A 21131-nucleotide genomic window follows, 5' to 3' on the forward strand; every position below is an offset into this window, starting at 1 on the left:
CGGCGGATGCTCAGGAGGACACGGGAGCGGCTGCGGGCGAAGCTCGGGCGCGCCCTGGAGGACTACGTCACCCGCGAGGTGCGGCAGCAGGCGGACCGGCTCGCCGAGGACCTGCGAGCGGTCCGCGACGAGGTCGCCGGGCTGCACGCCCGCCTCGAGGAGGCGCGCAGCGCCGAAGGCAGGCTGATCGACCACATGCGCGCCTGGGAGCGGCGCCAGCGCCGTGACATGGCGACGATCAGCGACATCCGTGCCGCGCAGAGCTCCGAGGTGTTCGCGCAGGCGGAACTGGACCGCGCCGCCGCGCACCCTTCTCCGGGGGACACGCGGATCGGTGCGCTGGAGGCCGCTCCCGCGGAAGGGCTCTTCCTCGAGTTCGGGGTCGCCAGCGGCGGCACCCTCCGGATGATCGCCGAGCGGGCGCCGGAGGGCTCGGTGTTCGGTTTCGACTCCTTCGAGGGTCTGCCCGAGCACTGGCGGTCCGGGTTCGAGGAGGGCACGTTCGCGCAGGACTGGATGCCCGACGTCCCCGGCGCCGAGCTGGTCGTGGGCTGGTTCGACCAGACGCTGCCCGGCTTCCTGGAGGCGCACCCCGGGCCGGTCGCCTTCCTGCACCTGGACGCCGACCTCTACTCCTCGACCGTCGTGGTCCTCGAGGCGCTGGAGAGCCGGCTGCGGCCGGGCACCGTGCTGCTCTTCGACGAGTACTTCAACTTCCCCGGGTGGGAGGCGCACGAGCACCGCGCGTGGACGGAGTTCGTCGCCCGCACCGGCATCCGGTTCGAGTACCTCGGCTACACCGTCGACGACGAGCAGCTCAGCCTGCGGCTGACCGCCGTGCCGGGCTACGAGTCGGTCTCGTCGTCGGGAGCCCCGGCCTCAGCCCAGCAGCCGGGAGACGGCTGACAGCCGGGCGTCACCGGCCATCGAGGCGAGCCAGCCCGACCAGCCGGGCCGGCTGCGCATGGCCTCCAGCGCCTCCCGGGCCGCCTCGCGGTCCCCGCGGCGGGACGCGGCGAGCGCGGCGTAGAGCTCTCGGGCCCCCTCGGGTGCGAACAGCGCGAGGTACTCGTAGTCGCGCTCGTCGTAGGCCCGCTGCAGGTTGCGCAGCATCCGCAGCTGCGCCACCGGATCGCCCGAGTCGTCGACCCGCAGGTCCACCCGCACCCCGTCGTCGTCCTCGGTGGCCGGCGTCCCGCTGATCACCAGGAGAGAGGCGGACTGCCGGCCCCGCAGGTCGCCGCCGGCGTCCTGACCCGCGGTGAGGGCGGCGAGCAGCCGGTCGGGCAGGCTCCCGGTGGCGCCGGTGAAGGCGTGCGCCATGGCCGGCAGCACGTCGGACGAGGCCAGCATGTTGCCCTGGACGCTGAAGCCCTCGCCCACCAGGTGGCCGCTCACCGGCAGCGACCCGCGGCCGGTGTCGGCGGCCACCCGCCCGCCGGGAGCCAGCACGGCGATCTGCCGGTCGGCGTCCTCCGCCGAGTGCGCCGCCCGCCGGACCAGCGACCCGGGCGTCCCACCCGAGGCCAGCCCGTCGAGCAGCGTCGTGCCCAGTCCGCGCCGGCTCCGGGCCTGCACCGCCACCACGCCCACCCCCGGACGTGCGGACGGGACGGCGCGGCCGACGGCGAGGATGCAGGAGGAGACGGCGATCCCCATGTCGCCGGTGGCCGGGTCGGAGGCCACGACGGAGAAGGTCACGCTCCCGGCTCCGCGACGGTGCCCCCGCCGGGAGCAGAGCTCGCCTCGCGCAGCGTGGACACCACCGTCCGGGTCGTCACCGTGGGTGCGGTCAGTCGGGACGGCCCAGCTGCCGGACGCCCTCGATCCGCGTGCCGAGGGTAGCGGTCACCCGCTCCGACGTGGCCCGCGCCGCGAGGGCGTCCGGGTCGGGAGAGCTCACCAGCACGATCGACGCGCCCGCCGCCAGAGGTGCGAGCAGCCAGGCCACCGGCCCCGCCTCGGCGGCGGTCTCGTCGACGACGAGCACCCGGTCGCCCGGGCCGATGCCGAGGCGGCCGGCCAGCTCGGTCGCCGCCTCCACCAGCCCGCCGAGCGTCAGCTGCAGCGCGCCCAGGACCAGGCCCGGGCCCGCCGGGTCCGGCTGCTGCCAGGGCGTGAAGACGTCGCCGTACCCCCGCACCTCCGCCGCGAAGTCCCGCGCCGGCCCCACGTACCCGGTCATGCCCAGGCCCAGCGGGTGCAGCGACAGCCCGAGCAGGTCCGGGACGTCGAGGTCGTCCAGCTCGGACAGCCGGTCCTGCGCGGCCAGGACCACGTCGGCGCCGTCGAGCCGGCCCTCGTCCTCGGCGGTGGTGTCCAGCACCGCGGCACCGCACCCCCAGACCGCCAGCAGGACGGCGGCGGTCTGCCAGTGCACCGGCAGGACGACCGCGACCGTGCTGCCCGGGCCGACGTCGAACTCCTCCTGCAGCAGGTTGCCGCACTTGGCCACCCAGTTGGCCGTCGTGGCGCCGGACAGCTCGACGCGGTCGCCGGTGGCGTCGTCGTAGAAGGTGATCAGGGGTGCGGCGGAGTCCCGGCGGACGACGGCGTCCAGCAGGGCGGTGGGATGCGTGGGGTCGGTGGGTGTCACGGGGTGAGCGTTGCACCCTCTCCCCGGAAACGGCGCCGCGCGGTGGTTCCGCGGTTACAGTTTGGCCGAGGGCTCGCAGGAGCTCTCACGGTGTCGAGCGGGTGTGGCGGGCGGCTGGGGTCGCCGTCGCAGGCCGGTGGATCCGTGACGGGGCGCCGCTTGCGAGGGGTGCCCGGCCGCCGGTCGTGGTGCGCCTGACGGGCGCCCGGCGTTGTCCCACTACGAGAGGTCGCAGGACGTGCTCGACGTGACGGTCGATGAGCGGGACGACGTCCCCACGGCGGCCCGTACCGGTGAACCAGCGGTCGGGCGCGAGCAGCGGCCCCGCCGCCTCGGCGACGCCCTGACCGCGGTCGCTGCCTACATCGGTCTGCAGGGGCTGGTGCTGTTCGCCCTGGGCCGCGTCGCCCCCCGCTTCTTCTACCTCGACGACTCCCTCGGCCAGTTCCTGCCCATGATGTGGTGGCTGGGACGCAACGCCGAGGGCGGCCGGCCGCCGCTCCTGGACCCCGAGCAGGGCATGGGCGGGAACGTCCTCGCCGACATGCAGTACGGCGCGCTCGACCCGCTGCACTGGGTGATGCAGGCACTGGCGGCCTCCTCCGACGACTTCGTCGTCATCTCCTTCCTCTTCGGCGCCGTCTCGGTCACGTGGTTGGGGCTGGGGGCCCTGGCGGTCCTGCTCACGCACCGCGTACCGGTCGTCCTCGCGGTGGCCGGCGCGATCGGCATGGCGTCCAGCGGCTTCTTCCTCTGGTACGGCAGTTCGTGGTGGCCGCTGCTGTGGAGCGTCGCCTGGCTGCCGTGGTTCTGGTTCGGGCTCGTGGCCCGCGGCCCGCTGGCCGTTCTCGTGATCGGGGTCTCCAGCTGGGCGCTGCTGGCCTCCGGCAACCCCTACGTCCTCTTCTTCGTGGTCGTCCTCGTCCTCGGCCACGTCGTCGAGCGCCGCCGGGCGGCGGGTGGCTGGCGCGGGGTGGTGGACCGCGACCTGGTCCTGCGCGCCGTCGCCGCGGTCGGCGGCGTCGTCGTCGCCCTCCCCACGCTCCTCACGACCGTGGAGCTGTCGAGCGTCATGGGCCGGCCCGAGGGCGACCCGGTGATCGGCAACGTCGGTTTCGCCGTCGCCAACTTCGCCGACGTCGTCCTGGGCGGGGCGACCCTGATGGGCCAGACCAACGCGTGGAGCGGGAACATCGGCCTGGTCCCGGCCCTGGCGACGATGCTCGTCGCGCTGCCCGCGCTCGCCTTCGTCGACTGGCGCCGGGCGGTGAGCGCCCCCGGTGTGGTCCCCGCCGGGCTGGTCTACCTCACCGCTGTCGTGGCGACCCAGCTGCCCACGACCGTGGCGGTCTTCCGGTACCCGCTCCGCTACGTCGTCGTGGCCGAGGTGTTCCTGCCGGCCCTGGCGCTCATCGCGCTCGTCGCCGCGCGACGGGTCACCCGGACCAGGGTGCGGGTCGCGGCGGGCATCGTGCTCGCCCAGTTCCTGCTGGCCTGCTTCCGGGCACCGGTCTTCTACAAGTGGCACATCGTCGCCGGCGTGGTCGCCGCGGCCGGGCTGGCCGCTCTGGTCGTCCACCTCGCCGGGCCGCGGTTCCGCCGGGAGGCGGGGGTCGTGCTCGCGCTGCTGGTGACCCTCGCTCCGCTGGTGAGCGTGCAGATGATGGTCTCCGTCCAGGAGCGCGTGGACTCGATCGAGGGCACGGACAGCGGCGGTCAGCCCTTCCGGGCCCTGGCCAACGGGTACTGGATGGGCACCCGGGTCGACCAGTACCGGGAGCGGGCGGTCCGGACCGACACGGCGGCCACCGTCATCACCTTCGGCCTGGACCCGGACTGGGGCTGGTCGTCCGGGGTGCTGGTGGGCAACGCCAACCTGCCGGCCGGCCTGCGGCCGGGCTTCGGCGCTCTCGCCGTGTGGCACGACGGGATCAACGAGCACTGGTGCCGCACCTACCAGGGCATCACCTGCTCCGAGCCCGACGAGCTGCTCGCCCCGGCGGGGGAGACCGGGGTGTCCTGGCTGGAGCTCCTGTCCTCGGACACGGTGATCCTGGACAACGACGCACCCGCGGAGATCCGCGAGCACTTCGACTCGGGCTGGCGGACGGCGGGCACCGGCGAGAACTGGACGGAGTACCAGCGGGACGACGTGCTGCCCGGACGCATCACGGCTGCCGCCGACGTCACGGTCTCGATGACCGACTGGACCTCCGACCTCGCGCGGGTCGACCGGCCGATGGACACCTACGTGGTCTCCACCGGGGACACCGCGGGCCGGCTCGCGTTCCGCATCCCGCAGTACCCCGGACTCGAGGCCACGCTCGACGGCCGGCCGCTCGAGGTCACCAGCGTCGACGGCGCGGCCCTGGCGATCGACGTGCCGGCGGACGTCACCGACGGCCGGCTGGAGATCTCCTTCCGCCCGCTCGGCGTCGTCCTGCTGACGCCCGCGCTGGTCACCGGCCTCCTCCTCATCGTGCTGGCGGGCGGCGCGCACGCGTTCCTGGGGTGGCGCTCCGGGCGCCGGCCCGCCGTCGACCGGGTGGGTTCCCGGCGGTGACCGGGCGGCATCGGCTGGTCGCCCTCGTGCGGGAGGTGCTCCGGTTCCTGGTGGGCACCTGCCTCGGGCTCACGGTCGACCTCGGCGTCTTCGAGGCGGCGGTGCGGCTGGGGGCCGCGCCGGGCGTGGCCAACGTGCTCAGCTCCGGCTGCGCCGTCGTGGTGATGTACCTCGTCGTGACGCGCTACGTCTTCCGGGCCGACCGCTCGCCGTCCTCGTTCGCGGTCTTCGTCGGCTACTACGCCGTCTCCATCGCCACCTTCTCGATCGTCATCCAGATCCTGCACGAGACGACGGGATGGCTGCCCTTCATCTGTAAGTTGGTCTCGTTGCCCCTCTCCTTCGCCGCCAACTTCGTGTTCAGCAAGGTCATCTTCCGGCGTTCGGGACGGCCGTCGGAGTCGCCGAGCGACCGCCCGCTCGCGGGCCGGGACGTGGTCGAGGCCAGGGAGGCGACGCGATGACGACGGTGGGGGAGCGGGGCATGGCCAGGTACGTGAGCACGGTCCGGGCGTTGCTGTTCGACCTGGACGGCACGCTCGTGGACACCCGGGAGGCCAACTACGAGGCCTACCGCGCCGCCTTCGCCAGCGCCGGGCACGAGCTGACCCCGGAGCAGTTCGCGACGACCTGGGGCAAGGACTCGCGGGACTTCATCCCCGACCTCCTCCCGGGGATCGACGTCGCGGCCGTGGACTCCATCCGCGCCGCCAAGAGCACCCTCTACGCGGACCTGCTCGACCGCACGACCGTGAACACCGCGCTCGTCGCGTTCCTGCGGCTCGTGGGGCCCAGCCACCGGACCGCCCTGGTCAGCACCGCGAAGTCCGGCAACGGGGAGCAGATCCTGGCCGCGCACGGCCTGCGGGAGCTGTTCGACGTCGTGGTCTGGGGGGACGACGTGGCCGTCAGCAAGCCCGATCCCGAGGGCTACCTGAAGGCGCTCGCCGAGCTCGGCGTGGACGCCGCCGACGGCCTGGCCTTCGAGGACTCCGAGACCGGTCGTCAGGCGGCCCTGGCGGCCGGGCTGTCCGTCCTCGAGGTGCCGCACTTCTGATGGTCCCTCGCTACTCGCGCGGCCGGCTGGCCCTGATCGTCGTCGCGCTGCTGTCCCTCGCCGGGTTCACCGCCTTCACCTGGCCCTCCCTGAGCGACATGTGGGAGCGGCTGTCCTCCGGGCTGTCCGGGGCGGGCTGGTTCGCGCTGCTCGCGGCCTCCGCCGTGCAGCTGGTCGGGCACGTCCTCCGTGCGGCCCGCACCAAGGTGCCGATCGACAACGTCCGCCGCGGAAGCCTGGCCGGCCAGTTCCGGCACCTGTCCATCGGCTACCTCTTCAACGTGGTCTGGCCGCTCCGGATCGGTGAGGTCGTCCGGTCCTACCTGGTGGCCAAGACGCTGCGGATCAGCTTCCTGTACACGCTGGTGGCCGTCGTGCTCGAGCGGCTGATCGACGTCGTCCTGGTGTCGGTCGCCTTCCTCGTGCTGCTCGGGGTCGTCGGCAGCGCGGACTTCGGCGTCGTCCCGGTCGCGGCCATGGTGGCGCTGGCCGTCTCGGTGCTGCTCATCGCCTCGTTCGCCGCGCTGGTGCGGGAGAACACCGTGCTCATGCGGGTGGCCTGGCAGGCGACCAGCTGGCTGAACCACGACCTCGAGAACCGGGCCCGCTTCAAGCTGTGGTCGGTGATCTTCGGGTTCCAGCGGTTCTTCCGCCAGCGGCGCCAGCTGGCCCGCTACGCCGTCCTCACCCTCACCTCTTGGGCCTGCTACGCGGCGGCCGCGGCGATCGCCGCGTTCACCGTCTTCCCGGTGCTCGGCGGGCAGGCGGCGCTGGTCGCCGCCGCGGCACCGGCCGGGGTCGTCAGTCCCAGCGTCGGCAACGGCGCCCCGGGGTCCTACGCCGAGAACGTGCAGGCCTTCTTCGCCAGCAGCACGTCGCTCGACGTCTCCACGGTGGCGCTGTTCGCCGCGGCGTCCTGGGTCGTCGTCACCGTCCCGGTGCTCGTCGTGGCGGTCGTCGCGCTCTTCGTCAACTGGGCCCGGCGCACCAGCGCCCCGATCGCCGGCGCCGAGCTCGCGCCGTCCGACGGCTACGCCAACAAGCTCGGCCGGGAGCAGGACATCTCCGGGTCGATGACCCACTTCCTCGACGCCTACTTCCAGCGCCAGCGGCTCAGCCAGGTGATGCACCGGCTCGAGGTCAACGGCAACGTCAGCCTGGTCCGGTTCTTCAAGGGCGGCTCCAACGCCGTCACCCTGCTGGCCACCAGCGGTGACGGCGAGCTGTTCGTCAAGAAGATGGTCCCCCCGGAGTACGCGCACCGGCTGAAGAACCAGTACGACTGGCTGGCCGAGCGGGCCGACCACGGAGAGCTGGTCACGGTGCTCCGCGAGCAGCACGCGCCCGACCACTACGCGATCGACCTCGAGTACCGGCCGAGCAGCGTGCCGCTGTTCGAGTACGTGCACGAGAACTCGTTCGCCGAGAGCGCGGCCAAGCTCAGCGAGGTCTGGGCGTACATGTACGGCCGGGTCTACGACCTGGGGCAGCTCGAGAACCGGCCCGACGTCAGGGACGACTACGTGACCGAGCGCTTCGTGATGCGCGTGCGCGCGGCCGCCGAGTCGCACCCCGCGCTGGCCGAGGCGCTCAAGGCCGACCGGATCGTGGTCAACGGCCAGGAGCTGGACAACTTCGACCGGGTGCTCGCCCGGATCCAGGGCCACGAGATCGCCTGGAACGACCTGGCCACGTTCCGCTCGTCGGCGCAGATCCACGGCGACCTCACCGTCGACAACATCCTCGTGGACCTGCCCGCCCGGGACGTGCTGATCATCGACCCGTCCGACGACAACCAGCTGCGCGGGCCGGTCATCGACTTCGCGCGGCACATGCAGTCGCTGCTCTACGGCTACGAGTTCCTCAACGAGGACGAGGACCCCGTCGTGCTCGGCGAGCAGGACGGCCTGCCCGAGATCACCTACCGGGACGCCCGTTCGGCGCGCTACGCGGAGCTGGCCGAGCACGTGAGCACCGAGATCATGCCGCGGCACCTCACGGTCGCCGAGCAGCGCGCGGTGCTCTTCCACGTGGGCCTGTTCTACGGCCGCATGCTGACGCACCGGGTCGCGATCAACGGGGGGACGGTGCTCAAGTACTACGGCGTGTGCATCCAGGCCCTCAACGGTTTCCTCGACCAGTACGACCCGCCCGCCCAGGACGAGGACCGCACGGCCGTCGGTGGGCCGGCGCGGCGCCAGGAGATACTGAGCCGGTGAACACCGTGATCGCCATCCCGGCCTACAACTGCGCGCCGCAGATCGGCCGGGTGCTCGACGAGATCACCCCGGAGCTGGCCGCCCGCGTCGCCGAGATCTGGGTCATCGACAACCGCAGCACCGACGACACGCTCGAGCGGGCGCTCGAGCACAAGCGCACCGGGCGGCTGCCGAACCTGCGGGTGTTACGCACCCGGCAGAACAACAGCCTGGGGGGCACGCACAAGGTCGCCTTCGAGCACGCCCGCGCCGCGGGGCACACCCACGTGGTGATCCTGCACGGCGACAACCAGGCCGCGAGCGCCGAGGTGGGCCTGCTCCTGGACCACGCAGCGGCGCACCCCGACACGCAGACGGTCCTGGGGTCGAGGTTCAGCCGCAGGTCGCGCCTGCACGGCTACGACGCCAAGCGGGTCTGGGGCAACCGGGTGCTCAACACCGTCTACAGCGCGGTGGCCCTGCGCCCCCTGCAGGACCTCGGCTCGGGGCTCAACCTCTTCGCCCTGCGCGACCTCGACCCGGCCACCTACCTGCGCTTCGCCGACAAGCTGACGTTCAACTACGAGCTCATCCTCGACCTCGTGGCGCGCAAGGTCCGGTTCGCCTTCGTGCCGATCACCTGGCGCGAGGAGGACCAGGTGTCCAACGCGCGCAACTGGAACATCTTCCGGACGGCGCTGGTCAACCTGGCCCGGTGGCGGGTGGGCCGGCGCACGTCCGAGGCACCGGCCGAGCCGCGCGACTACGAGTGGGACGAGGTGCAGTGATGACCACCCTGCAGGTGCTCATGCCGATGGGCGGGCTCGGCACCCGGTTCCGCAAGGTCGGCATCACCACGCCCAAGCCGCTCATCGAGGTCGACGGTGGCCCGATGTTCCAGCGCGCGCTCCGCTCGTTCGCCCCCTGGGCCGGCGACAAGACGGTCACGGTCGTCGTCCGCGCGGACGACGACGCCGAGCACGGCCTGACGCCGCAGGTGCTCGCCGCCGAGCCCGAGGCGCGGATCGTGCAGCTCCAGCGCGACACCCGCGGCGCCGTCGAGACCTGCCTGGAGGCCCGGGACCGGCTCGACCCGGACCAGCCGCTGGTGATCATGGACTGCGACATCGCGTTCGACAGCCCCGGCTACTTCGCGGCGCTGGAGAAGGCGGTCGAGCAGGGCGACCTGGACGGGCTCCTGCTGTCCTTCCGCTCCACCGAGCCCCGGTACAGCTTCGCCGAGGTGGGCGCGGACGGCCTCGTGGTCCGGACCGCCGAGAAGCAGGCCATCTCCTCGGACGCGCTCATGGGCGTCTACTCGTTCACCTCCGCCCGGGTGTTCCTGGAGGCGGCGGACCTGCTGATGGCCAAGCAGATCGACGCCGCCATGCCGGAGTACTACGTGTCGCTGATCTTCAACGAGCTGATCGCCTCCGGCCGCCGCGTCGGCCTGGTGCGCGGCGACTTCTACTGCTTCGGGACGCCGGAGGAGCTGGCCGCCTACCAGGCCACGGGCCGCCCCGTCTGATCGCGTACGGCCGGCTCCCCGAGGGGAGCCGGCCGCACCGGTGGGACGGCAGCGCTACAGCTGCCGGTCCAGGAACTGCCCGAGGGTCCGCGAGAACGTGCTCGTGACGTGGCTCCCGTCGGAGTAGACGATCACGCCGCCGATGAGCGTGTGGCAGGTCTGCGCGTCGCAGAAGGCGTCGGTCAGGTCGAGGACCGAGACCCGCTCGTCGCCCATGGCGAGGGCGGCGTCGGCGAGGTGGTCGGGAGCCACGCGCACCGCACGAGGACCGGCGCAGGGGTCATCGGCTCCGACGGCGTTCGCGACGCAGTCGGGGACGTTGAACTCGAGGGTCTTCAGCTCGCCCAGGTGCACACCGCCGGTCGTGGGCACGGCGCGGACCACGTGCACCTGCTTGCCGGCCTCGGCCAGCATCCGCAGAGGCGCCTGGGCGGCCTCGACGGGGATGCCGTCGAGCAGCGTCCCGTCGTCCTCCGCCCACTTGTAGATGTCGTTGCGGTAGCTGGTGAACACGCGGGTGATCGACTCGTCCTGGGCGATCTGCTCGAGTGCGTTCTGCGACCAGCCGCCGCACGCGGTGGCCTCGTCCAGCGGCATGCCGGGCCCGAGCATGCGATCGGTGCCGAGCGCCGGGCAGCCGAACTTGAAGTAGGTGACCACCGCCCAGTCGCGGTCCTCGGCCACCTCCTGGAAAGCCTCGTAGAGGCTCGCGGTGTGCGAGTCGCCGATGAGCGCGACCGTCTCCGTGGGGGTCGAACTGCCGAAGCGACACGTCCTGGGAGTCGTATCGGTGCCGCCCTGCGCGCACTGCAGGCCGTCCGAGGCATCGGACTTGGCGAAGATCGGGTTGGCTGCATCGCCCTGGTTGGCGAAGGGATCGGCGCAGTCGCGCCCCGGGAGCATCGCGCCGGCCCCGAAGCAGGGGTCCGAGCTGCTCGCGGCCGCCTGCGCGGCCACCTCGGCCTGCGCGACGGAGTTCCCCACGTGCAGCCAGCCGGCCGCGGCGACGGCGACGACGGCAGCCGTGGCGACCGCCGTGGCCAGGAAGGTGGTGCCCGTCCCGCGCCGGGCCAGGAAGGTGCCGGTGCGCACCGGGTCCTCGACCCAGATCTTGGTGAGGTAGCCGGCGACCAGCGTCGCCACGACGATGCCCGCCTTCGACGTCGTCCCGAGCGGGTGGCCCAGCGCGAACGGCAGGATCACGACCAGCGGCCAGTGCCACAGGTAGGCGGAGTAGGAGATGTCGCCGAGGAAGCGGACCGGGCCGAAGTCGGCGAGCTTCGTCGGGCTCCAGTCGCCCTGCGGCGCGCCGGCCCAGATGACCGCCACGGTGCCGAGCACGGGGAGCAGGGCCGCCGTCCCCGGGAAGGGGGTCTCGGCGGTGTACGCGAACGCGGCGTAGGCGATCGCGCCGAAACCGGCCCACGAGACGACCGTGCGGAGCCGGTGCCGGCCCGCCGGGGGAGTGGCCGCCCACACCGCGAGCAGGCCACCGAGCCCGAACTCCCAGGCGCGCGCGGGAGTGGTGAAGTAGGCGTCCGGCGGGGAGGTCTGGGTGGTCCAGAGGGAGTAGGCGAACGAGCCCGCGGTCAGCACGCCGAACACCGCCGCGATCGCCGCGCGCCGGTGGACCCGCAGCCGGCTCGCGAGCCAGACCGAGCCGACGACCAGCAGCGGCCAGAGCAGGTAGAACTGCTCCTCCGTGGCCAGCGACCAGTAGTGCTGCGCGGGCGAGGCGACGTTGTGCGCGGCCAGGTAGTCGACCGCGTCCCAGGCCAGCACCCAGTTCTCCAGGTAGATCGCCGAGGCGCCGATCTCCCGCAGCCAGCCCTGCCAGTACGTCTGCGGGACCCAGAGCACCGTCGCGGCGGCCGAGGCGAGCAGGACGAGCAGCGATGCGGGGAGGAGCCGCCGGGCCCGGCGGGCCCAGAACCTCGCCAGCTGGATGCGCTGCGTCCGCTCCACCTCCCGCAGGAGGTGGCCGGAGATGAGGAAGCCCGAGACGACGAAGAAGACGTCGACGCCGACGTAGCCGCCGGGCATCCGCAGCGGCACCACGTGGTAGATCACGACCAGGGAGACGGCGAGGGCGCGCAGCGCCTGGATCTCGACCCGGACGCCCGACGTCGCCTCGGCGCGCGGCGCGGGGCGCGCAGGCCGGGCGGGAGCCCGGCCGACGTCGACAGCGGGGATCCGGGCCGTCAGGTCGTCCGCCGGCGGCATCTGCACGCCGGTGCCTCGCTCGATGGTCGTCTCCCGGTGAACCGGCACGCTGCCCTCATCTCACGTCCGTGGGGGCCCCACGGCCCAACTGCTCGTCGATCGGTGCGCGGCGTCCGCCGGCGCCGACGCTCCCGTGCCAGGAGTCGTCCGGACCGCCCGCTCGCCGCGGCGGAACAGGTGGCGCTCGGCGCGGCCGCCCGAAGCGGCACGACCCGACCTTCTGTTCACTCGAACTGTAACGAAACGGAGACGAAAAAGTACCGATCGTGACGAGAGGCCAGACACTCGGAGGAGGTCCTGCACCGTCCGTCCCACGCGACACGGTGCGGGGCGCCTCCTCGCGGCGCCTGGCTATCGTCGTCCGCAGCAGCCGCGTCGCCCGGGCCCGTACCGGGGACAGCGTCCACGCCTCGCGCCGTCGTCCGGCTCCCGTGCGCGTGCGCCCCGAACGGAGTCCTCATGAGCCTGTCCCGGCCGATCACCGAGCCGCCGACCGACGATGCGCGCGGCATCGGGGCGGCGGGCCGGGTGCCGACGACGGTCCCGGACCCGGACGGCGGGAGGACGGGAACCGGTCGGCGGCCGGGGCTGTGGGCCTTCCCGCTCTACCTGGCCGTGCAGCTGTGCCTGCTGGCCGTGCTGCGCGCCGTGGCGCCGCGCTTCTTCTGGTTCGACGACGCCCAGATCCAGTTCATGCCCATGTACTGGTGGCTCGGCCGGCAGCTGGGCGACGGCTCCCTGCCGTTGCTGGACCCGGACCAGGGCATGGCCGGGAACCTGACCGCGGACATGCAGAACGGGACGCTGGACGTCCTCCGCTGGCCGTTCATGGTGTGGGCCGGGGACCAGCAGGACCTGGTCCTCGTGTCCACCGTCCACGGCTGGCTGTGCCTCCTCGTCCTGGGGGCGGCTGCCCTCGCGCTCCTGCTGAACCACCACGTGCGGCCCGCGCTGGCGGTCGCGACCGCGATCGGGGTCACGACCGGCGGGTTCCTCCTCTGGTACGGACCGGCCTGGACGCCGTCGATGTGGAGCCTCGCCGCGCTCGTCTGGCTGTGGGCCGCACTCAGCTCGCGACGCTGGTACGGCGTCCTCGGGGTGGGGCTCGCCTTCGCCGCGGCGGTGGGCGCCGGGAACCCCTACATCTGGCCGCTGCTCCCGGTCCTGGTCGCCTGCCAGGCCTACGAGCGCTGGCGCGTCGGCGGGCGTGCGGTCCTCCGGGAGCGCCGGACGTGGGCGACCGTCGTCGCGCTGCTGGCGGGGACGGTGCTCAGCGCACCCACGCTGGTGAACGCCCTCGACGTCGCGCCGTGGATGTGGCGCCTGCCGCCCGCGGCGACGATCGGCGCCGCGGGCACCGGCACCAACCTGCTGGACATCCTGGTCGGCGGCACGACCCTGCTGAACGCCTCGAGCCTCCCCATCTTCAGCACCACGGTCATCGCCCTGCCCCTGGTGGCGCTGGTCGACTGGCGGCGGGCCGTGCGCGGTCCCGGCGTGGTGACGGCCGCCTGCCTGTGGATCGCCGCGGTGCTGTGGACCCAGCTCCCCGACTACTTCCTGGTCTTCCGCATCCCCTTCCGCCTGCTCTCGGTCGTCCAGGTCGCCTTCGGGCTGCTCGTCGTCCTCGCCCTCACCGCGGCTACGACGCTCACCCGGCGCCGGGTCGCCGTCGCCGCGGGGCTCGTCGGTCTGCAGTTCGTCGTCGCGATGATGCGGTCCCCGGTCCTCTGGCGCTGGCACGTCATCGCCCTGCTGCTCGCGCTGGCGGGTCTCGCGGCCGTCGTCCTCCTCCTGCGCTCCGGCGCTCCGGCTCTCCGGCCCGCCTCCCGGCGCTGGGTGCGCCCGGCAGCGGCCGCGACGGTGCTCGCGGTGTGCGCGTCGGCGCTGCCCCTGCAGCTCGGGCTGCAGTCGACCGTCCAGGAGCGGTACGAGCTGATCGTCCTGGACGAGGACCAGGAGGGCGTCCCGATCTACCGGCCCCAGTCGGGTGGCAACGACGTCGGGACGACCGTGGAGGAGTTCCGGCAGAACTCCTTCGCGACCGACACCTCCCTCACCGTCTACGCCTTCCGGGCCTTCGACGACTTCGACGACCGGGGCTGGGACCAGGGGGTGCTGGGCGGGAACCTCAACCTGCTGGCCGGCTTCCGGCCCGGGTACGGGTCCCTGGCGGTCTGGCCCGAGGGCGTCCAGCGGTACGTCCGAGCCGACTACCAGAGCTCGCTGGACCCGAAGCAGCGGGCCTGGTTCCGGGTCCCGGAGGGGGCGGACGTCCCCTGGCTGGACATCCTGTCGTCGAACCGCGTGCTGCTCGGCGTCGAGGGTGCGGTGCCCCTGTCGATCGGCACCTACTTCGCGAAGAACTGGGACCAGGGGGAGACCCGCGACGGCTGGACGGAGTACGTGCGTCGCGAGCCGCTGCCCGGCCGGGTCGGTCTGGCCCCGACCGGAGGTGTCTCCGTGGAGGACGCGGCACCGAACGACGGCGTGGCCACGCTCGGCGAGCCGCTGGAGAGCTACACCGTGTCGACCGGTGACGACGAGGGGCGCCTGGTCTTCCGGACGCCCTACTGGAACGGCTTCCGGGCGACCCTGGACGGCCGGCCCGTGGAGGTGTCGGCCTTCGCCGACGCGGTGCTGCAGGTGGAGCTCCCCGCCGGCGTGGACTCCGGCCGGCTCGAGATCTTCTTCGAGCCGATCGGCGCGCGGGTGCTCCCGTGGTGCACCGGGCTCGGCGCGCTCCTCCTCGTGGTGGCGGTGGGTACGGGCCTGCGCCGCGAGCGCCGGGCCGGGGCGGACCTCCCCGCACGCTGACGTCCGTCCCCCGGGGGCCCGGGCGCCGTCCGGCCCTCTGGGACACTGTGCCGGTGTTCCGCACCGCGTCCCGTCCTCGTCCCCTCGGCCGCGGAGCGGTCCTCGTCGCTGCCGTCGGCACCCTCCTCGCGGGGTGCTCCAGCGGCGGTGACCAGGGCCCGGATCCCGCGCCACCGGCGGCCGGGGCGGGGGCCGACGTCCGGCTCGCGGTGATCGGCGACTCCATCACCCAGGCGGACGGCGACGTCCCGCGCGGGAGGATCGGGCCGACGTCCTGGCTGCACACCGCCACCGGTCAGGGGACGCGCCTCGCCGGGGGCTGGGCCCGCGCCGGCGCGACGACCGAGGACATGGTGGCCGCCGCGACCCCGGTCGACGCGGACGTCCTGGTGGTCCTCGCCGGCACCAACGACCCGCGCTCCGGGATCTCCGGCGAGGCGACCGCCGACAACATCCGTGCCGTCGTGGACCGCGTGGGCGTCGAGCAGGTGGTGATCTCGGCGGTACCTCCGCGGGACGCCGCACCGGAGATCGCGGTGGCGACCAACGAGGTGCTCGCCGAGCTGGCCGACGACGAGGGGTGGGAGTTCGTCGACGCGATGGAGGACGTGCGCGTGGACGACCGCTACGCCCCGGGCATGACCGACGACGGCATCCACCCGACCGCCCGCGCCGCAGCGCTCATCGGCGAGGCGCTGGGCGAGGCGGTCGTGGCGGCAGCAGGGGACTGACCGGCAGCGCCGGTCAGTTGATGCAGGTGGTGTCGGCCGCGGTGCGGGCGTCCGCGCCCGGGGTCTCCTCCGCCGGCGCGGCCGGGGTGACGGCCTGGCCGACCCCGTTGAAGTCGCTGCCGAGGATCACCTGCACGGTGCCGCTCGAGGGGTCCTGGCTCTCCTTCAGCACGGCGCCGGGGATGGCGGCGGCCACGGTGTTGGCCAGGTCCTCGTCGCCGGCGACGTAGCGGATCTCGGTCTGCGCGAAGTCCATCGAGGCGGCGTTGCCCGTGGAGCCGACCGGGAAGCCCGCGGCGGAGAGGGCGGCGGACGCCTTGGCGGCCAGGCCCGAGGTGCCCGAGCCGTTGAAGATGTCGACCGGGACCTGCGCGGGGGCGACGGTCGCCGGGGCCTCGGTGGTCGCGGGCGCCGCAGGCTCGGGCGTCGCGGAGAGGTCGGCGAAGAAGTCGTGCAGCGTGTCCTCGTCCTCGAGCCGGATGATCGACCGGTTCTGCGCGTCCCGGTCGGTGCCGACGTAGGGGATCGTCTGGAACTCGATGCTGCCCGCGGTCACCGACTGCATCTGCTCGGCGAGCTGGAGCAGGTCGAGGTTCTTGTCCACGGTGAGCGACTCGGCAGCGGCCTGCACCAGCTCGCGCTGCTTGCCGAGGTCGAGCAGCACCTCGTCGGACAGCATCTTGCGGAGCACGCCGGCGATGAAGACCTGCTGCCGGATGATCCGGTCGAAGTCGCCGCGGGGCAGCTCGTGGCGCTGGCGCACGAACTTCAGCGCCTCGGCGCCGCTGATCGTCTGCGGCCCGGCGGCGAACACCGCGCCGGAGTAGAAGGAGTCGTCGACGGCCTGGCAGAGGTTGACCTCGACCCCGCCCACGACCGAGCTCAGGTTGAAGAAGCCGAGCAGGTCGACCTCGGCGTAGTGGTCGATCTTCAGCCCGGTGAGCTGGCTGATCGTGCGGACCAGCAGCTGGGCGCCGGAGGCCTGCTTGGCGTTCTCCGCGGCCTCCTCGTCGACCTCGGCGTAGCCGTAGGCGTAGGCGGCGTTGAGCTTGTCCTTGCCGTAGCCGGGGATGTCGACGTAGGAGTCGCGCGGGAAGGAGACGAACGAGGCCCGGGACCCGTCGGCGGGCACGTGCACCAGGATCATCGTGTCGGTGTTGACGCCCGAGTCGGTTCCGGCGTTGAGCTGCGCCAGCTGCTCCTCGGACAGCGAGCTGCGGCTGTCGTTGCCGACCAGCAGCAGGTTCATCGCCGCGCCGGCGTTCCCGGAGCCCTCGTTGCCGTCGGTCGGGATCGCATCGGTGCGGTTGACGGTCGCCGAGGCGACCTGTCCGAGGTACCAGCCCCACCCGGAACCCGCGAGCAGGGCCGCCGACAGGAGACCGGCCACCACCCGGGCGGTGACCGCGGCGCGACCGCCACGACGGCCGGGGGTGCGCGGCTCGCCGGCGTCGCCACCGGTGCGCGAGCGCGGCGGCAGGCCGGCTCGCGGGTCGAGGCGCGCGGGCAGCGAGCGGCCGGCGGGGCCGTCCTGCTGGTGGCGGTCTCGGCTCACGGTGAATTCCTCACTCACGGGGGATCGGCCCCGCGACGGGGGCGTCGGCGCGGCCTCGGGGCCGATCGGCGCTGACCGGCTCGGCGCCGTCGACGGGCGCCCGGAACGGGCGGACGACGGGCTTCAGACGGGTTCGATCGTAGCCAGGACGGGGCGGGACGGACCGGTTCCGACACCCACCCCGGGAACCCGGCAGACCGTCTGGTCCCCGGCGTGCGCACGCGTCCCACCCGTCACACCGGTCACCGCCGCGGGTGCGACCGTGGACCGCGACAGCCTGCCCGGGACCGCGTCGACTTCTCGGGGTGTCGACTCAAGTCGCCCCGTTCCCTGACGATGTTCCCAGGTGGACGCCTGCGCCCCGATCGGGCGCGGACCACCGCACCACCGGAGGACAATTTCGTGCGCCGACTGACCGCCGGGCTCATCGCCTTCGTCGCCATCGCCGGCCTCGTGCTGGTCCTGCCGGTGTACTCGTCGCCGACCCCCGAGCCGGTGCCCGTGCCCGTGGCCAGCTCCGAGATCGAGCTGGGGTCCCTGGAGGCGCCGGTCGGTGCCGCCGAGGTGCAGGAGGGGACGACCGCCCCGGTCGACGGCGTGAGCGACACCGCGCCGGTGCTCACCGTGACCCGCACGGACGTCGACGAGTTCTCGCTGGTCGGCGTGACGTGGGCGCACGACCCGGCCGTCACCGACGTCCGTGCGCAGCTCCGGACGCAGGACGCCGCCGGCGCGTGGGGCGAGTGGACCGAGGTGGGCACGGACGACTCGGGTCCCGACCCGGAGCAGCGACCCGGGGGCGGGCAGATCCGCGGTGGCACGGAGCCGTTGTGGACGGGGTCGAGCAGGGGCGTCGAGGTCGAGCTGGTGACGCGGTCGGGGGCGGCGCCCACCGACGTGCAGCTGGACCTGATCAGCTCCCCGGTGAGCCCGGCGGACACCGCGCTCGGGTCCCCTGACATCCAGGACACCGCGGACGCCTCGATGGCGATGCCGAACGTGTACTCCCGCGCGCAGTGGGGCGCCGACGAGCGGATCCGCACCTGGGGCTCGGAGTACGCGCCGACGATCAAGGCCGCGACGCTGCACCACACCGCGGACTCGAACAACTACACGGCCGACCAGGTGCCGCAGATCATGCGCAACATCTACACGTACCACTCGCAGAAGCTGGGCTGGGGCGACATCGGCTACAACGTCGTCGTCGACAAGTTCGGCCGGCTCTGGGAGGGGCGCGCCGGCGGCCTGGCGAGCACCGTCATCGGTGCGCACGCCGGCGGCTTCAACACCGGGACGTTCGGCGTCTCGATGCTGGGCAACTACGACCTCGTCGCCACCCCGCAGCCGATGATCGACTCGGTCGCGGCGATCATCGCCTGGAAGTTCTCGCTCTACGGCGTGGACCCGGTCGGCAGCACGACGCTGGTGTCCGGTGGCGGTGGCACCTCGAGGTACGCGAAGGGCGTGGCCGCCACCGTGCCCACGATCTTCGGGCACCGCGACGTCGGCAGCACCGCCTGCCCGGGCCGGTACGGCTACGCACGCCTGGACGAGATCCGCGGCAAGACGAGCGGGATCCTCGGAGCGGTGGTCCCGCTGGTGCACCAGCGCTACGCCTCCGATGCCGAGGCCCGGAGGGTGCTCGGCGCGGTGACCTCGACGCCCGCGCGGACGCCGGACGGCGGCGGTGCCTACGCGCACTACGCCAACGGCTCCATCTACGCCTCGTACGAGACCGCGGCGCACGTCGTCCGGGGTCCGGTCCGCGACCGCTGGATCGCGCAGGGCTGGGAGACCGGCCCCCTCGGTTACCCGGTGTCGGACACGGTGTGCGGTCTCCGGGACGGTGGGTGCTTCCAGCGTTTCCAGGGTGGCTCGGTGTACTGGTCGCAGACGACAGGTGCGCGGGTGCTGTCCGGCGCGGTGCTGGACCGGTGGGGGGCGCAGGGCTGGGAGACCGGCGGGCTGGGGTACCCCACGTCCGACGTGACGTCGATCCCCGGTGGGCAGTTCGCGCACTTCCAGGGCGGATCCGTCTACTGGTCGCAGCCGACCGGTGCGCGGGTGCTCTCCGGTGTCGTGCGGGACCGGTGGGCGGCGCAGGGCTGGGAGACCGGCTCGCTCGGCTACCCCACGACCGACGTCACGGCCATCGCCGGCGGCCTGTTCGTGCACTTCCAGGGCGGGTCCATCTACTGGACGCAGGCGACCGGTGCGCGGGCGCTGTCCGCGCCGGTGCGGGACCGGTGGGGGGCCCACGGCTGGGAGAACGGGCCGCTGGGGTTCCCGGCGGCCGACGCGGTGGCCACGCCGGGGGGCAAGGGGCAGGCCGTGCGCTTCGAGCGCGGCTGGATCTACTGGTCGCAGGCGGCCGGGGCGTGGCGGATCGACGGGCCGGTGCGCGACGCCTGGCTGGCCTCCGGTGCGGACGGCGGAACGCTGGGCATGCCGGTGGCCGATGCCCGGTCCAGCGCTGATGGCGTGGCCTGGGTCGGCGACTTCCAGGGCGGGTCGGTGTCGGTGCACCCGGTGGCCGGCACGCACGTGCTGCCGTCGGCCGTGGCGGCGGCCTGGCGCGCCGAGGGCGGGGAGACCGGGACGCTCGGCTACCCCGTCAGCGACGCGGTGCCGACCGCTGACGGTCGGGCCGTGGTGGTGACCTTCCAGGGTGGCGAGACGCACGCCACGGCCTCGGCCGGGCAGGTGCTGTCGGGGCCGGTGTTCGACCGGTACCGGGCTGCCGGTGGCCTGGAGGGCCCGCTGGGCCGGGCCACCACGGGCGTGACGGCGCTGCCCGACGGTGGGCGGTTCGCGCACTTCGAGGGCGGGTCGATCTACTGGACGCAGGCCACCGGGGCGCGGGTGCTGACCGGCGCGGTGCGAGACCGGTGGGCCGCGGGCGGCTGGGAGAACGGGCCGCTGGGTTACCCCACCTCGGACGTGACCGCGGTGGCCGGCGGCGGCCAGTACGCCCGGTTCCAGGGCGGGTCGATCTACTGGACGCAGGCGGCCGGGACGAAGGTGCTCACCGGTGCGGTGCGGGACCGCTACGAGGCGGCCGGTGGTGCGTCCAGCACCCTGGGGCTGCCGCTCAGCGACGTGACCGCGTTGCCCGGGGGTGGGCGGTTCGCCCACTTCCAGGGCGGGTCGGTCTACTGGACCCAGGCCACCGGTGCGCGGGTGCTCTCCGGTGCGGTGCGCGACCGGTGGGCGGCGCAGGGCTGGGAGAACGGGCCGCTGGGCTTCCCGACCTCCGACGCGACCACGCTGGCCGGCGGCGGGCAGTACGCCCACTTCCAGAACGGCTCGGTGTACTGGTCCTCGGGCACGGGGGCGCACGTGGTCTCCGGCGCGGTGCGCGACCGGTGGGCGGCGGCGGGCTGGGAGGCCGGCTCCCTGGGCTTCCCGACCACCGACGTGCAGTCCCTGGCCGGGGGCGGGCGGTTCGCGCACTTCCAGGGCGGGTCGATCTACTGGACCCAGGCGACGGGTGCGCGGGTGCTCTCCGGTGCGGTGCTGGACCGGTGGGCCGCCACGGGCTGGGAGAACGGGATCCTGGGCTACCCGACCACCGACGTCGGCACGTTGGCCGACGGCGGCCGGTACGCCCACTTCCAGCGCGGGTCGATCTACTGGACCCAGGCCACCGGAGCCCGCTACCTGCCCGTCGCCATCCGCGACGCCTGGGCCGGCACCGGCTGGGAGAACGGCCGCCTGGGCTATCCGACGAGGGACCCCGAGACCGTTCCCGGCGGCACCCGCCAGACCTTCCAGAACGGCACGATCACCATCAGCGCGGGCAGGGTCGGCGTGGAGTACCGCTGACCCCCCGGGGACCGATCGTCCCGCGCGTCAGCGACGCG

Annotated in this window: 14 protein-coding genes; 10 read left to right on the forward strand and 4 right to left on the reverse strand. The window is 73.4% G+C overall.

What is annotated here, in order from left to right; genetic code table 11:
- The first annotated feature begins 6 nt into the window (after nt 1-6).
- Complete coding sequence (locus DQ244_RS10685) at nt 7-906, forward strand: class I SAM-dependent methyltransferase (protein WP_113811436.1); 900 nt, start codon at nt 7-9, stop codon at nt 904-906.
- Here DQ244_RS10685 and DQ244_RS10690 read toward each other — a convergent pair.
- Both DQ244_RS10690 and DQ244_RS10695 read right to left on the reverse strand, forming a co-directional pair.
- The gene (locus DQ244_RS10690) at nt 880-1701 is read right to left on the reverse strand and encodes a DUF1028 domain-containing protein (protein WP_113811437.1); all 822 of its coding nucleotides are present in this window, start codon (nt 1699-1701) and stop codon (nt 880-882) included. The genes DQ244_RS10685 and DQ244_RS10690 overlap by 27 nt on opposite strands.
- A 91-nt stretch (nt 1702-1792) precedes the next feature.
- Complete coding sequence (locus tag DQ244_RS10695) at nt 1793-2596, reverse strand: TIGR03089 family protein (protein ID WP_113811438.1); 804 nt, start codon at nt 2594-2596, stop codon at nt 1793-1795.
- A 238-nt stretch (nt 2597-2834) separates the two neighbouring features.
- Here DQ244_RS10695 and DQ244_RS10700 point away from each other — a divergent pair, with 238 nt between their 5' ends.
- The 6 genes from DQ244_RS10700 to DQ244_RS10720 are packed head-to-tail and all read left to right on the forward strand — an operon-like array spanning nt 2835 to nt 9942.
- Nucleotides 2835-5159: a hypothetical protein gene (locus tag DQ244_RS10700; RefSeq protein WP_158544515.1), complete on the forward strand. Its 2325-nt coding sequence runs from the start codon at nt 2835-2837 to the stop codon at nt 5157-5159.
- Nucleotides 5156-5623 carry a GtrA family protein gene (locus tag DQ244_RS19395; protein WP_158544517.1) on the forward strand — a complete coding sequence of 156 codons (468 nt, stop codon included), beginning with the start codon at nt 5156-5158 and terminating at the stop codon, nt 5621-5623. Before DQ244_RS10700 ends, DQ244_RS19395 begins: the two co-directional genes overlap by 4 nt.
- Nucleotides 5620-6216 carry an HAD family phosphatase gene (locus DQ244_RS10705; protein ID WP_113811439.1) on the forward strand — a complete coding sequence of 199 codons (597 nt, stop codon included), beginning with the start codon at nt 5620-5622 and terminating at the stop codon, nt 6214-6216. Before DQ244_RS19395 ends, DQ244_RS10705 begins: the two co-directional genes overlap by 4 nt.
- A complete protein-coding gene (locus DQ244_RS10710; protein WP_113811440.1) occupies nt 6216-8435 on the forward strand; it encodes a lysylphosphatidylglycerol synthase domain-containing protein in 2220 nt (739 codons plus the stop codon). Before DQ244_RS10705 ends, DQ244_RS10710 begins: the two co-directional genes overlap by 1 nt.
- On the forward strand, nt 8432-9202 hold the full coding sequence (locus tag DQ244_RS10715) for a glycosyltransferase family 2 protein (protein WP_158544519.1): 771 nt from the start codon (nt 8432-8434) through the stop codon (nt 9200-9202). The genes DQ244_RS10710 and DQ244_RS10715 overlap by 4 nt, the downstream gene beginning before the upstream one ends.
- Nucleotides 9202-9942, forward strand: coding sequence for a glycosyltransferase family 2 protein (locus DQ244_RS10720; protein WP_147251503.1), 741 nt, complete (start codon nt 9202-9204; stop codon nt 9940-9942). Before DQ244_RS10715 ends, DQ244_RS10720 begins: the two co-directional genes overlap by 1 nt.
- Nucleotides 9943-9996: 54 nt before the next feature.
- Here the strand turns inward: DQ244_RS10720 and DQ244_RS10725 are convergent, their stop codons facing one another.
- Nucleotides 9997-12213, reverse strand: a complete 2217-nt coding sequence (locus DQ244_RS10725; protein ID WP_113811443.1) for an acyltransferase family protein — start codon at nt 12211-12213, stop codon at nt 9997-9999.
- Between the two features lie 411 nt (nt 12214-12624).
- On the opposite strand from DQ244_RS10725, the gene DQ244_RS19400 reads away from it, so the two are divergent.
- Together DQ244_RS19400 and DQ244_RS10730 are read left to right on the forward strand one after the other, a co-directional pair.
- On the forward strand, nt 12625-14982 hold the full coding sequence (locus tag DQ244_RS19400) for a hypothetical protein (RefSeq protein WP_158544521.1): 2358 nt from the start codon (nt 12625-12627) through the stop codon (nt 14980-14982).
- A gap of 53 nt (nt 14983-15035) precedes the next feature.
- Nucleotides 15036-15713, forward strand: coding sequence for an SGNH/GDSL hydrolase family protein (locus tag DQ244_RS10730; protein WP_158544523.1), 678 nt, complete (start codon nt 15036-15038; stop codon nt 15711-15713).
- Nucleotides 15714-15726: 13 nt separating this feature from the next.
- Here DQ244_RS10730 and DQ244_RS10735 read toward each other — a convergent pair whose 3' ends face one another.
- Complete coding sequence (locus tag DQ244_RS10735) at nt 15727-17268, reverse strand: LCP family protein (RefSeq protein ID WP_113811445.1); 1542 nt, start codon at nt 17266-17268, stop codon at nt 15727-15729.
- Between the two features lie 402 nt (nt 17269-17670).
- On the opposite strand from DQ244_RS10735, the gene DQ244_RS10740 reads away from it, so the two are divergent.
- Complete coding sequence (locus DQ244_RS10740; protein WP_113811446.1) at nt 17671-21093, forward strand: N-acetylmuramoyl-L-alanine amidase; 3423 nt, start codon at nt 17671-17673, stop codon at nt 21091-21093.
- The last annotated feature ends 38 nt before the right edge of the window (nt 21094-21131 follow it).

Source organism: Blastococcus sp. TBT05-19 (assembly GCF_003319095.1).
In the GTDB taxonomy this organism is placed as follows: Bacteria; Actinomycetota; Actinomycetes; order Mycobacteriales; family Geodermatophilaceae; genus Blastococcus.